The 13,209-nt window shown below is 33.1% G+C and carries 16 protein-coding genes; 10 read left to right on the forward strand and 6 right to left on the reverse strand.

Annotated elements, in window-relative coordinates:
• Nucleotides 1-175 precede the first annotated feature (175 nt).
• The 3 genes from ltrA (at nt 176) to ACFWM3_RS09710 (ending at nt 2,681) form a co-directional block, all read left to right on the forward strand.
• Entirely contained in the window at nt 176-1,477 is a 1,302-nt protein-coding gene (gene ltrA, locus ACFWM3_RS09700) for a group II intron reverse transcriptase/maturase (protein ID WP_390311225.1), read from the forward strand.
• A 270-nt stretch (nt 1,478-1,747) separates the two neighbouring features.
• Nucleotides 1,748-1,990 carry a hypothetical protein gene (locus ACFWM3_RS09705; protein WP_390311226.1) on the forward strand — a complete coding sequence of 81 codons (243 nt, stop codon included), beginning with the start codon at nt 1,748-1,750 and terminating at the stop codon, nt 1,988-1,990.
• Nucleotides 1,991-2,492: 502 nt separating this feature from the next.
• Nucleotides 2,493-2,681, forward strand: coding sequence for a hypothetical protein (locus ACFWM3_RS09710; RefSeq protein WP_390311227.1), 189 nt, complete (start codon nt 2,493-2,495; stop codon nt 2,679-2,681).
• A gap of 253 nt (nt 2,682-2,934) precedes the next feature.
• Here the strand turns inward: ACFWM3_RS09710 and ACFWM3_RS09715 are convergent, their stop codons facing one another.
• Nucleotides 2,935-3,138 carry a hypothetical protein gene (locus ACFWM3_RS09715; RefSeq protein ID WP_156339729.1) on the reverse strand — a complete coding sequence of 68 codons (204 nt, stop codon included), beginning with the start codon at nt 3,136-3,138 and terminating at the stop codon, nt 2,935-2,937.
• 409 nt (nt 3,139-3,547) lie between these two features.
• Between ACFWM3_RS09715 and ACFWM3_RS09720 the strand changes: the two genes are divergently transcribed.
• Nucleotides 3,548-4,417, forward strand: a complete 870-nt coding sequence (locus tag ACFWM3_RS09720) for an ROK family protein (RefSeq protein WP_390311228.1) — start codon at nt 3,548-3,550, stop codon at nt 4,415-4,417.
• A gap of 23 nt (nt 4,418-4,440) precedes the next feature.
• A complete protein-coding gene (manA, locus tag ACFWM3_RS09725; RefSeq protein WP_390311229.1) occupies nt 4,441-5,385 on the forward strand; it encodes a mannose-6-phosphate isomerase, class I in 945 nt (314 codons plus the stop codon).
• 135 nt (nt 5,386-5,520) lie between these two features.
• Here manA and ACFWM3_RS09730 read toward each other — a convergent pair whose 3' ends face one another.
• From ACFWM3_RS09730 to ACFWM3_RS09740, 3 genes are all read right to left on the reverse strand, one after another.
• Complete coding sequence (locus ACFWM3_RS09730) at nt 5,521-6,039, reverse strand: cysteine hydrolase family protein (protein ID WP_390311230.1); 519 nt, start codon at nt 6,037-6,039, stop codon at nt 5,521-5,523.
• A 120-nt stretch (nt 6,040-6,159) separates the two neighbouring features.
• Nucleotides 6,160-7,044 (reverse strand): RCC1 domain-containing protein, encoded by an 885-nt coding sequence (locus ACFWM3_RS09735; protein ID WP_390311328.1) that lies wholly within the window; start codon nt 7,042-7,044, stop codon nt 6,160-6,162.
• A gap of 74 nt (nt 7,045-7,118) precedes the next feature.
• Nucleotides 7,119-7,754, reverse strand: a complete 636-nt coding sequence (locus tag ACFWM3_RS09740) for a pentapeptide repeat-containing protein (RefSeq protein WP_390311231.1) — start codon at nt 7,752-7,754, stop codon at nt 7,119-7,121.
• A gap of 270 nt (nt 7,755-8,024) precedes the next feature.
• Between ACFWM3_RS09740 and ACFWM3_RS09745 the strand changes: the two genes are divergently transcribed.
• Nucleotides 8,025-8,417 carry a spore coat protein gene (locus ACFWM3_RS09745; RefSeq protein ID WP_390311232.1) on the forward strand — a complete coding sequence of 131 codons (393 nt, stop codon included), beginning with the start codon at nt 8,025-8,027 and terminating at the stop codon, nt 8,415-8,417.
• A gap of 308 nt (nt 8,418-8,725) precedes the next feature.
• Nucleotides 8,726-9,094: a DUF4180 domain-containing protein gene (locus tag ACFWM3_RS09750; protein ID WP_390311233.1), complete on the forward strand. Its 369-nt coding sequence runs from the start codon at nt 8,726-8,728 to the stop codon at nt 9,092-9,094.
• Here the strand turns inward: ACFWM3_RS09750 and ACFWM3_RS09755 are convergent, their stop codons facing one another.
• Nucleotides 9,095-9,637 carry a helicase gene (locus tag ACFWM3_RS09755; RefSeq protein ID WP_390311234.1) on the reverse strand — a complete coding sequence of 181 codons (543 nt, stop codon included), beginning with the start codon at nt 9,635-9,637 and terminating at the stop codon, nt 9,095-9,097.
• Nucleotides 9,638-9,786: 149 nt separating this feature from the next.
• On the opposite strand from ACFWM3_RS09755, the gene ACFWM3_RS09760 reads away from it, so the two are divergent.
• Nucleotides 9,787-10,485, forward strand: a complete 699-nt coding sequence (locus tag ACFWM3_RS09760) for an aspartate/glutamate racemase family protein (RefSeq protein WP_390311329.1) — start codon at nt 9,787-9,789, stop codon at nt 10,483-10,485.
• An 88-nt stretch (nt 10,486-10,573) separates the two neighbouring features.
• On the opposite strand, the gene ACFWM3_RS09765 is transcribed toward ACFWM3_RS09760, so the two are convergent.
• Nucleotides 10,574-11,119: a CcdC protein domain-containing protein gene (locus ACFWM3_RS09765; RefSeq protein WP_390311235.1), complete on the reverse strand. Its 546-nt coding sequence runs from the start codon at nt 11,117-11,119 to the stop codon at nt 10,574-10,576.
• Nucleotides 11,120-11,302: 183 nt separating this feature from the next.
• Between ACFWM3_RS09765 and ACFWM3_RS09770 the strand changes: the two genes are divergently transcribed.
• The gene (locus ACFWM3_RS09770) at nt 11,303-12,442 is read left to right on the forward strand and encodes a sensor histidine kinase (protein ID WP_390311236.1); all 1,140 of its coding nucleotides are present in this window, start codon (nt 11,303-11,305) and stop codon (nt 12,440-12,442) included.
• Between the two features lie 21 nt (nt 12,443-12,463).
• On the forward strand, nt 12,464-13,132 hold the full coding sequence (locus ACFWM3_RS09775) for a response regulator (protein ID WP_390311237.1): 669 nt from the start codon (nt 12,464-12,466) through the stop codon (nt 13,130-13,132).
• Nucleotides 13,133-13,209 lie beyond the last annotated feature (77 nt).

The raw sequence follows: 13,209 nt of genomic DNA on the forward strand, positions 1-13,209 counted from the left end.
ATGACATAAAGGAAAGCGGATTACGGGAAAACTGTACGATCCGTTTGATTGAGCGGACGGAGGGAGGCTATTGCCGACCTCCTTCGACTCTACACCAATAATTATCATGACAACACAACATGATATAGGAAAGGACCTCTACTTTGTTCATGTGTTTAGAAGGAGGTAAGAGTGAGTGAATGCTAGAAAACTAGCTAACTACACCGATGAAAAAGCTCAAGAACTTTTGAAAACACTATATCTATGTGCCAAGGAGAAACCTAATCGTAAATTTCATGCATTATACGATAAAATCTATCGCCCTGACATTCTATTAGAAGCATGGAAACGTGTAAAGAGTAAGAAAGGAAGTGGAGGAATAGATGGACAAACGATTGATGAGATCGTTACAAAATATGGAGAAAGTAAATTCTTAAATGAACTGTATGCACAGCTTAAAGAGAATAATTACAATCCTAATCCAGTTTTGAGGACCTATATTCCAAAAGACGATGGAAAGAAAAGACCTCTAGGGATTCCTACTATAAAAGACAGAGTGGTGCAAATGGCAACAAAGATGGTCATTGAACCTATTTTTGAAGCTGATTTTCAAGATTGTTCATTTGGATTCCGTCCTAAAAGAAACGCCCATCAAGCGATGGCGAAAATAAGGAAAGCAGGCAGAAATAGTTCTTGGGTAGTCGACGTCGATATCCAAGGTTACTTTGATAACATTAATCAAGATAAACTGATGAAGCTAGTTGAACAGAAAATCAATGACCGCCGAGTTTTAAAGTTAATCCGAAAATGGTTACAAGCAGGAATAATGGAAGAAGGAACAATAAGAAATCCCATAACTGGGACACCGCAAGGTGGGGTAATCTCTCCATTACTCGCTAATATATATTTGAACACATTGGATAAACTCTGGATGAAGAAATTCCATCATTTAGGGGAGCTAGTTCGTTACGCAGATGACCTTGTAATTTTAACTAGAACAAAACAACAAGCTTTAGAAAGTATACATATTTTACAAATAATCATGAACAAACTGGACTTAACAATCAATCGTGAAAAATCGAAGTTAATAAATCTGTTTGATAACAAAGAAGGTTTTGATTTCTTAGGATTCCACAACCGAAAATTTAAGGTCTTACTAAAAGGTGGAAAAACCTATTACGCAATGTCACACATTCCGAAGAAAAATGCGATGAAAAAGATGAGAGCAAAGATTAAAGCATATACAGAACCTAGAAACAAACTGTATTTAGACATAAAAGAACTAATAAAAGGATTAAATAGGAGGCTTCAAGGCTTTAAGAATTATTACAAAATATCCTCGAAAGCAGCAAAGTGGCTAAATATAATCGACTGGTATGTGCTAGAAAGGCTCACACTTTTCTATAACAAGAAAAGAAACAACAGTAACAACCATGGTAACTTTAAGAGAATTCGAGGAGAGATAGAACATTTAATTGTGAAATTAGCAAGGAATTAACCGTAAAGCATGAGAAAGAAGAACATCGGAAAGCCGTATGAGGGAAAACTTCATGTACGGTTTGATGAGGGGGAGCTGAAATTAAAAGAGATAGCGTAAGCTATCCCTTTGAAATCAGTTCTCTACTCTACAAGTAAATGGCAGATTAATTCAATAAGGAATTTGCAAACATATAGTTAAAAATGGAAAAATATGTTAATGTTAGTAGTATCAACTTAGGAAAATCTTATTAGTGAATATAATAAATTGAGTAACTAAGGGAGAATAAAAATGAAAAAAATTCTTTTGTTTTCAGTAAGTTTTATCCTATTATTTGTTGCTTTAAATGTATTCTTAGGTATGCTTTTAACGGTATTTTATCAGCCTGATATAGCTAATCAATGGAGTGATATTTCAAAATTGCCACATGAGGTTGTTTTTGTGGAAAGTTCTTCTGTATCTCCATTCATTATTACAATGTTATCAGTTATTATCGCATTTGTTATACAAAACCGTTTTGCTAAAGCTAATTAAAATATAATTGAATTAACTAACTAACTAACTAATGCAATAGTTGAAGATCAAGTTGCAAATTTGTGGCTTTTTTTATTGAAGTAAATGGCAGTTTAGTTAAACAAGGGAATTAATAATTTATTGTCGAATAATAGTAAGTTAAATATAGATTTTTAGAATATTGAATATACTTATAGTTCATAAAAGAATTACTTAAAGGAGATGAGTTTTTATTAGAAAAAAAATACTTTCATCATTCAGCATATTAATACTAATAATCATAAATTTAACAGGATGTAACACAGTCAAAGGAAGTACCAATGAGAATCAAACTTCAAAGGTAAATAAGGCAGTAGTCTCTACAAATGATTTAGCAGATGGTTATATAATAGAACAATTAGACATTGAAGAAATAGAGTATTCCTTTATTAAACAAGGAATTGCAAATAATAAAAGAAATGGTGTTTATGCAATTCATGACAAAGGGGGAAAAGAATTATATTTTTTCTTTAACGGAATTGACATGAATTATTGGAATATTAAATTCGGGTTGGATGAACATAAATTAACAATTTCATATAACTCAAAAGCAGATAAAGGTTTAAGAATACAATCATTGTTTGTTTTGAAATCGAAAATAAATATTGATGCAAATTTAACTATTAGTTTAAAAAATAACGGACAAGAAACAGTCTTTGACAATGTAAGGTAATATTTAAAATGATAAAAACACATCAATTCATTGAGTGCTTTCAATGTTTTAAAACTAAACTTTATGCAACTAACGCACTGCTATAGTTGCATAAGCGTTCCAAAAAGTTGTCTAATAGACAGCATCTTTTTTATTTCAAATATCAACATTTTAAGTTAACAGAGACTAGAATTAAAAAAGAATGCCTAATTAGACATTCTTAGGGGATTCTTAATTTGATAAATTTAACTACGTAACTTTCTACTTTTTGAACTTACAAGTTCCACCATCTGTCACTACGACGACCATTATTATCGCGTCTTTCATTGTCGCAACGATCTACTGCGCGACAGAATTCTTCTTGATTAACCGTGATTTTCGCATTAAATGTAACCTCGTTATTTCTTCTATTATTTCTATTATTATTTCTTTCGTCATTTCTATTATTATTTCTTTCGTTATTACAATTGCAACTCATTATAACACTACCTTTTCCTTTAATTTAATCTCGATATCTTATGATTGGACAAGCAAAATGATATGGACAAGTGTTTGATTTTAATAAAAATATGATGCAATTCCATGGATTTATTTAGCATTGGAAAAAACGGCTAAATAGGGGTTTGGAGTTTAATTTTAAATTTACGAAAAAGGAAGTCGCTCAAGAGAGGGGCTTCTTTTTTTGTACATGAAAAGAGTCTTCTTTTTATATAGCTTTCATAAATATATATGGATTAAAAAATATATTTCGTCCAATAAATCATGTGAAATTAATCGCTTGATTTTCTTTAAAAATGTTTCTATATACAAAAAAAGTAAGGCGAGCTTCTAACTACTTTAAATAATGTAAGGTTTAATTAGTTTATTTTAATTGGAGGTAATGGCGAATGTTAGGTGCAATCGAAGCAGGTGGAACAAAGTTTGTTTGTGCAATAGGAGATGAAAATGGCAATTTAATTGAGCGTATTCAATTTCCAACAACTGTGCCAGAAGAAACGATTTCACAAGTAATCGAATTTTTTAAGAACTATCCCATAGAAGCAATTGGTATTGGATCATTTGGGCCGATCGATGTGAACGAAGCGAGCTCTACTTACGGATCGATTACATCAACTCCTAAAATGGCTTGGCAAGGCTTTCCTTTTGTACAAGCTATAAAGCATTTTTCTGTTCCAATTGGTTTTAATACGGATGTAAATGCTGCTGCCCTAGGTGAAGCCACCTTTGGTGCAGCAAAAGGGTTAGATAGCTGTTTATATATAACAATTGGTACGGGTATAGGGGCTGGAGCTGTCGTAAATGGTTATTTACTTCAAGGCATCACACACCCTGAAATGGGACATATATTAGTGAGACGTCATCCGCATGATGAGTTTGTAGGGAACTGTCCATACCATCGTGATTGCTTAGAAGGCTTAGCATCTGGACCTGCAATTGAAGCGCGATGGGGGAATATAGGTTCAAATCTAATCGATCGAAAAGAGGTTTGGGATTTAGAAGGATATTACATTGCCCAAGCACTTATGCAATACATATTAATTCTTTCGCCTAAGAAAATCATACTTGGTGGAGGCGTAATGAATCAAATGCAAGTTTTTGAAAGTGTTTACAAATATTTAAATGAGCTAGTTTGCGATTATGTTAGTTTACCAGAGTTGAATGAGTATATTGTACCACCTGGTTTAGGTAATAACTCTGGAATTATTGGAGCTCTTATGCTTGCACAAAATGCATTAAATAAAAATGCACTAGTTTAAATAGCCTATTGGAGGAAATTAGCATGCAACCCTTATTTTTAAAACCAGTATTTAAAGAACGAATTTGGGGTGGGACAGCTTTAAAATCAGATTTTAACTATAACATACCAAATGAAAATACAGGTGAATGCTGGGCAATCTCAGCTCACCCTAATGGGGCGTCAATTATTGAAAATGGCCCATTTGCAGGTATTGCATTAAATGAATTATGGAAAAAGCAACCGGAATTATTTGGTCATCCAAAGGAAGAAGTTTTCCCACTATTAACGAAAATATTAGATGCCAATATGGATTTATCTGTTCAAGTTCATCCTGAAGATTCTTATGCAAAAGTTAATGAAAATGGTGATCTCGGAAAAACAGAATGCTGGTATATTCTTGACTGTAAAGAAGACGCACATATGATATTTGGCCATAATGCCAAAACAAAAGAAGAACTAATTAGCCAAATTAACGAAGGTGAATGGTCAGATTTACTTCGCCGAGTAAAGATTAAGCCAGGTGATTTTTTCTATGTCCCAAGTGGAACCATTCATGCATTATGTGAAGGAACTCTCGTATTAGAAACACAACAAAGCTCTGATACAACTTATCGGGTATACGATTATGATCGAAAAGACCATGAAGGAAATTTAAGGGAGCTTCATTTAAATAAAGCAATCGATGTAACAACAGTTCCTCATCAAGAAACAGAAGTGGAATTAAAGTCGGAAGAAAAAGAAAATATAAAGATTAATACATTTGTAGATTCGGAATTTTTCACCGTATATAAATGGGATGTTACTGGAAAAGCTTATTTAACCTATAATGATCAATATTTACTTTTAAGTGTAATAAACGGTAAAGGAAAACTGATCCATAGCGGAGAAGAATATAATTTATCAAAAGGCTCGAACTTCATCATTCCTGTTGGATTTGGGGAATTTGTTTTAGATGGAGATTGTGAAATAATTGTTTCGCATACTTAAGAATTAAGGCATTCCTTCAGAAGGTTTTCAGACTGAATGCAAGCGCTTGCTTTGCGAGGTAAATGAGTACCGCAGGCAGAGAAGAAAGCGGGTGTTTGTTAAAAAAATAAAGGCAGCTTAATAGCTGCCTGCATTTTAAAATTCAACTTCGCTAGTAGTTTTAGGATCAGCTAACCAGCGCAATGTCTGATTATGGTGCTTAATAATTTGCTCAGCCTTAAGCTCATCTGAATTCCATGTACTATGAGCATCCGTTACAAGTGTAACCTCATAGCCATTTCCAAAGGCGTTTCTAGTCGTTGTATCAACACAGATTTCTGTTTGAATTCCCGCCATGACTAAATGATTAATTTCCTGCTTTGTCAGCTCTTCTTTTAAACCCGTCTTAAAAAAAGAGTCTGGTGTTGTTTTATGTATAATGATATCTCCATCAATTGGAGCAATATCTGACTGAATTTCCCAACCAGGTGTACCGTATTCAAGTGGAGAACCTTCTTCAGAATGTTGTATATAAAATATTGGCGTATTCGTAGCCCTTGCTTTATCGATCAATTTGTTTAGATTATTTAATAACGTTTCCCCGTTATATACGGGATTAGATTCGGAGAACATAAAAGCCTGCACATCAATTACTAAAAGAGCTGTATTTCTCATTTATAAATCTCCCCTTTCAAAAATGGATATTTTTTAAACCTTATAGTAGAAAATATATCATTATTAACAGTAGAGGAGAAGGGTATTTTCAGGAAAATTTCTGCTTGTTGTAATTATAAACTATTTTCCGGACAGTTGGATACCGTGCCAACTGCTTACATCACATTGGCCAAATTCATTACTACCTGCAGCATCAACCGTGCCATCTGATTTAAGTCCGAGAGTATGTGTGCAACCCGCCGAAATCGCTACAATATCGAACCAGTCACTTACATTACATTGGTCATGCCTATTCAAACCTGTACCAATAACAGAGCCGTCTGATTTTAGTCCAATCGTATGATTACTACCCGCCGAAATCGCTACAATGTCTTGCCATTCGCTTACATCGCATTGACCATCTTTATTCAATCCCACAGCAACAACCGTGCCGTTCGATTTAAGCCCGACGGTATGAAGATAACCCGCAGAAACCGCCACAATATCATGCCAGCCAGTTACTTTACATTGACCATACCGATTGTTACCTACAGTTGTAACTGTGCCATCCGGTTTCAGTCCGACAGTATGCCAATCACCAGCCGCAATCGCCACTATGTTGTGCCAATCACTTACATTGCACTGACCATCGTTGTTTCGACCTACAGCAATAACCGTGCCATCTGATTTAAGCCCGACTGATCGACGCCAACCAGCCGAAATCGCCACAATATCAAACCATCCACTAACATTGCATTGTTCATGCTTATTCCATCCGACAGCCACAACAGTTCCGTCTGATTTAAGCCCAATGGTATGAGAATTACCTGTGTGAGCGTTACCCGCCGCAACCGCCACAATTTCGCGCCAATCGTTTACTTCTAGTTTGCCATATTGATCATCACCTACAGCTGTAACAGTACCATCTAATTTAAGCCCGACGGTATGACGATAACCAGCTGCTATAGGAGATTTAGGCCATGTTTTTACTTTTAACTCTGCTTCGTTCGGGGAAGTATGATCCATGTTTTTATCACTCCAATTACTAACAGGATTTAAATCGTAATTCTGACTAAAATCTTTAGATTTAATCATAACTTCTAATCTACAATCTTTAGCCCCATCAATGATGCAAATTGAATGGCTTGATTTGATGAAACTTTACAGCCGTTTAAATTACTAATTGAAACTGTTAATTCATTAAAAGTAGAACTACTAATATCGATACCTTTGAGTGATGTTTGTTCGAAATTTGCTCCATCAATATCACATCTATTAAAATCAACTTTCTTGAATTTACAATCATAAAAATCAGTACTTTTTAGAACAGAGTCACGAAAAATTACTTTTTCTAATTTTGAATCTCCGAATAGTGACAAATTTAAAACTGAATTTTCAAACTGTACATTTCCAATGCTAGATTCAGTAAAATTTGCGCCTAATAATTTACAATTTTTAAAGACAACTTTGTGGATGGAAGAATTTCTCATATTGCAATTTGATAAATCACAGTCTTCAAAATATACATCAGTCATACTGATATTTTTAAAATCTGTATTCGTGAATTTACAATTCTTGATTACCGCTTTATATAAATATACTCGATCTACAACTTCATTTTCAAAAACAGAGCCAGAGATCTCACACATTCCTAATTCTGGGTCCTCTTCATAAAAAATGTCATAAAAATTTCTAGCTATTAATTCTTTGGGGATAGTAGGTGTATCGATTTTCATAGTGATTCCTCTCTTTAAATAAAAATTCATTAGATTTGCTACTCATTACTATAAAGAACTTTGAGTTTTAAAAAAAGACTTTTAATTTTTTTTAGTCTGTGTCCAAAACCGCTTGTTTTTTTCTCTGTAATTTAAGAAGAGAGTATCATTTCGATTTTGAAAAGCTATTAATCTAAATCTATTAAAACTTCCATATTTATACTAGGATACTTGTCCAATCTACTTCTATTATTTTGAATAAATTATATTAAAATATCAGGAGGTGATTTTATGCATTCAATTCGTCCAGTTGCAAATGCTAGTGTAAATCAAAGACAAGGATCTTTTAATAGATTAGAAAATGCACAAGCGGAAGTTCAAAGATTAGTAATTCGCGATTCACACACAATTACAGTTGCTCAGACTGAAGCTCAAGCTTTAGTTTTAGTACAAGCTTCACTTCAAGCTGCAATTGAAGCTGTGATTCTTTTATTTGCTGATGATCCAAGAATTAGTCAACTACAAAAAGTTGCTCAATCCTTAGAAAATCTTCAATTACAATCCCAATCTGTTGTCATTGAAAATTCAGATGGAATTGTCGTAACACAAACTGAACTGCAAATTGAAGTAGTCATTCAAGCTGCAATTCAATTATTAGCACAAGTAGTAGCAAAACTCGGCTAATAAAATTTGGAGAAGAAAAGGACAAGCGTATTAAGTCCTAAACTCATATTCAAATAATTTATTAAAAGATTTTTTGCTAGGGTTTATGACTTTTTTTGAAGTTGATGGTAGTCTTCCGACTTCAAAGAAAGTTAACCTGATTTTGATTTTAATACCATCTATTTTTATCAATCCGACAAAAATAGATGGTATTTTAGTGTTCATCTATCATTAATTATTAAAAATAAAACAAAAGTATCGCTTCACGCTATATACTCTTTGTTTTAAAATAGTAGAAATAATAAAAATTTTAATAAGGGGTAAGGTAGATGAATATTACAACAACTGAAGTAAACGGACAACTAATTGCAATCGCCAATGCAGATTCAGTAATACTTATTGATGAACAAAGTGCTTTAGATCTGATTATGACAATAAGTTATGATCATAAAAGTAATCGTATAGCACTTAACAAAGAGGCGATTTCAGAAGATTTTTTCAATCTTAGTACGAAACTTGCTGGTGCGGTGCTTCAAAAGTTCGTTAACTACAATATTAAGTTTGCGATTATAGGTGACTTTTCTAATTATACAAGTAAGGCTCTAAAAGATTTCATTTATGAGTGTAATAAAGGGAATAATGTATTTTTTGTTTCATCAGAACAAGAAGCAATTGATAAATTATCTAATGCAAAATAATCACTCCTTTTGACAAAAGATAAAATAATCATCGTTATTCCAAACGTGGAGATGATCCGCACGATATCCGCGAAGCCATAGTACACCATTAATCCGTCTAATGTAAAAACCTTTCGGAAAATCTTCATCTTCAGATAATGCCTCAGATGCAATTGTAATTGAACCGGATGGAGCTTGATGTTGCTTTACAGAATTCCCTATAAAACCTTCTGGTTGATCTAAATATGATAGTCTTAAGTAAGGTCCTAGCTCAAGAGGGCACAATTCCAAATTCAGTTCCTTTGCTTTTTTATAAATTTGAGGTGTTGTTGCCCCTTCTAAAAATCCAAGATCGCCAACCGTTAGTTCAACCGTTTGAAGGCTGTACTTTGTATTTGATACAGGAAAGTGATCATCTTTTAATAGCATCTCACCATATTCATTCATCGAGATAGAGGATTGTTGTAAATTCTCGATTAATTGAGATTTCGTAAGTCCACCAACATCTACTACTCTAGTAATAAATGGACAATTAGGGTATATTTTTTCATTTTCAATATGCATTTTGTTCACTCCTACTACATATTTATTGTGCTAAAAATATTCTATAGTTCTCGTTAAATTTCCTTGTTAAACTAAGAGATAATAATAGGTCATGATTTTTTTGATGAACAAATGAGTAAAAACTTTAAAGATATTGGAGTTGAATGATGATGAAAACAATTGGGCTGATTGGTGGTATGAGTTGGGAGTCTTCATTACTGTATTATCAAATTATGAACGAACGTGTGAAAGAAAAGCTTGGCGGTCATCATTCCGCAAAAAGCTTACTGTATTCAGTCGATTTTCAAGAAATTAAAACGCTCCAGTTTGAGGAGCGATGGGATGAGTTAACGAAAATTATGATTGAAGTTGCTAAAAAGCTGGAGAGTAGTGGAGCAGAATGTCTTGTAATTTGTACGAATACAATGCATAAGATGGCAAAGGAAGTTGAAGAATCGGTCAAAATTCCTTTATTACATATTGCTGATGCAACTGCTAAAGAAATTGTAAATAATGGAATTAAAAAAGTTGCCTTGTTAGGGACTGCATTTACAATGGAGCATGATTTTTATAAAGGAAGATTAATTGAACAGTTTGGTTTAGATGTTATTGTCCCAAATGAAGATGAAAGAAAACTTGTACATAATATTATTTATGAGGAACTTTGTCTTGGAATTGTGAAAGAGGAATCTAAGCAAGTTTATTTGAACATAATCGATCATTTAATTGGGCAAGGAGCTAAAGCTGTTATTCTCGGTTGTACTGAAATAACGATGTTAATCTCTCAGGAAAATTGCAGTATTCCTGTCTTTGATACGACAAGAATTCATGCTGAAAGTGCTGTAGATTTTGCTTTAGGTATTAAATAATAAAAGAAACCCACAAGGTATTAAATATTTCCTTGTGGGTTTTTATATTTTACAAACACTGTACTAATTAAAGCGGAGAGTATAGTAATTAACCTTCAATAGGGAAATCGTTGCTTGTTTGAGCAAGTGTTTTCTCTTTCCGAATCATGAATAAATTGAAGACAATATAATAAGCAAACATGATTAGCATTAGCCCAGCAGACCATCCAGAAGCCATACTTTGTAATTTGTTAGTTAAATCATCATTTTGTAATCCATTTAGTTTTTCAATTGAATAAATATCATAAATTCGATAAACCAAGCGACCGAAGAATAGTAGAGTAACAGTACCGCTAATCCAAATATTTGTATGATAGAACCATGCTCCATTTCTATTTTCAAAATTTGTTTTAATTGTAGCGAAATAAGCAAGCCCAATGCCAATTAAAATACCAATCACATCTGATGTTAAAATAATTGGTTTTATACCACCTTGAAATAGTATTAATGCGCCAATTAAAAAGAAGATAACTGTACTTATACGCATTCTCTTCTTATTCAATTGCTGCCATCCGATACTTCGACGGATTCTTTTAAAGATGCGATAAACTAAAAGTAAAATAATGATTCCGATAAAAATATATTGTTGATTCATTGTTTTTCTCCTTAATTTGTATTGTATGTTCATATGATATTCTTTTATTTATTTTGAATCGACTTCTATTTGATAGAAATTCATTCATAAAGTCTATAACTAGAGATAGAGGAAAACAGGAAGAATATTGATTAAAATTAAGAGTGAATCTTTTAAATGGTAAATGAGAGGAGTAAGTTTATTTTGAATAAGAACAATGTCTTCTTATTAAGACCAATTATAGGTGCCACTATTATTTTAATTTTCATGAGCACAGGGAAGTTATTTAGTGGACCACCTCTTAAAACGGCACTTTATTTAACGATTTGGGTTACTTTAACTTGTATTTTATTGATCCCTAAAGATAAATGGTCGAATGCAAATTTAGTTATTGCGTTTAGTATTATGGTGATTGAAGCATTGGTCGGATTAATTTTGTTTAAAGAAATAAATGTTTTGTATTTTTTAGCTTTTATGTTTCATGTAACGATTATCAGGTCATCTTTATCGAGGACTCCGATTACATCCATAATCGTTATGATCGTCATTGCTTTAATCTATACGCGATTCGGACACCAAGATTTATTAAACGTTTTAACCTATATTTTGATCTCAATTATTATTTATTTAAATATTCGAAGTAGAATGCAGCGAAATGAAATGTATGCATTGAATAAACAACATGTCGTTAATTTAGAAAAAGCATATAGTCAGCTACAAGAAGCGTCTTCTACTGTTATGCAAAATGGAATTTTAGAAGAGAGAAATCGAATTGCTAGGGATATTCATGATGCTGTGGGACATAGTTTAACTTCCATTATCGTTCAAATGCAAGCTGTACAATATATGATAAAAAAAGATCCAAATCAAGCCGAACAAAGTTTAAAGGATATGTTAGTAGTTGCCCGAAAAGGTTTAGATGATATACGTAAATCGGTTCATTCACTTGCCGATGATCTTCCTCAATCTGCAATTGGCACATTAGAAACTTTACTGACACATATGGAATCCTCATCTTCTATTCAATATTCCTTCAAAGCGGAGATAGGTGATGTTGAATTAGATGTCGAGGTATACAAAATACTGTTTAGAATTTTACAAGAATCAATTACAAATGTTATACGGCATTCTCAAGCTACAAAATTAGATGTTGTACTACGAAAGGAATCTAAAGGCATCAATATGACTATTAGGGATAATGGGGATTTAGAAGATGCTCAAAAAATTAGTGAAGGATTTGGATTAAAATCAATGAGAGAAAGACTAGAGAAAATGAATGGTAGTCTTTCCTATTCAGTTATTTTTCCACATGGCTTTGAAATTGTTGCAAAAATACCTTTGTGACGAAGGGAAGGGTGAGAAAATATGTCATATGAAAAAATAAAGGTCTTACTAGTTGATGACCAAACGATGATTAGGCAAGGCTTTAGTTATGTAATCAATCTACAAGATGATATGAACTTAATTGGTGAGGCATCTGACGGAATAGAAGCAATCAAGTTAGCAAAAGAAAAACGCCCAGATGTCATATTGATGGATATACAAATGCCTTATCTTTCGGGTATTGATGCTACAAAAGAAATAATGAAACAATTACCTACGACGAAAATTGTTATTTTAACTACATTTGATGATCAAGAATATATTTACCAAGGAATTCGATCGGGAGCAATAGGATTTTTATTAAAGGATGCTGAAGTTGAGGAAATGCTTGATGCGATTCGCTCAGCCTATCGAGGTGAAGCTATTTTTAAAACAACTCTTGCAGCAAATGCACTTTCTAGAGCGATTGTTTCTGGTTTTGCTATCCCAGGTAAAAAAGGTGAATCAATGCTAATCGAAAAACTAACGGATCGTGAACAAGAAATCCTCCAGGAAATGGCCTATGGACTTCGAAATGATCAAATCGGTAAGAAATTATTTATAACGGAAGGTACTGTTAAATCACACGTCCATCGTATATTACAAAAATTTGACTGTGAAGACCGAACGCAAGTAGTCGTAACGGCGCTTAGGAATGGAATGGTGAAGTAAGAAGGAAAGGATTTAGGAAAGTAAATAAAAAGTAGATGTTATTTCTAGCTGAGATAACACCTACTTTATTTGGACCG

Origin of the sequence: Gottfriedia sp. NPDC058432, from assembly GCF_042721555.1 — a bacterium.
Taxonomy (GTDB): domain Bacteria; phylum Bacillota; class Bacilli; order Bacillales; family Bacillaceae_G; genus Gottfriedia.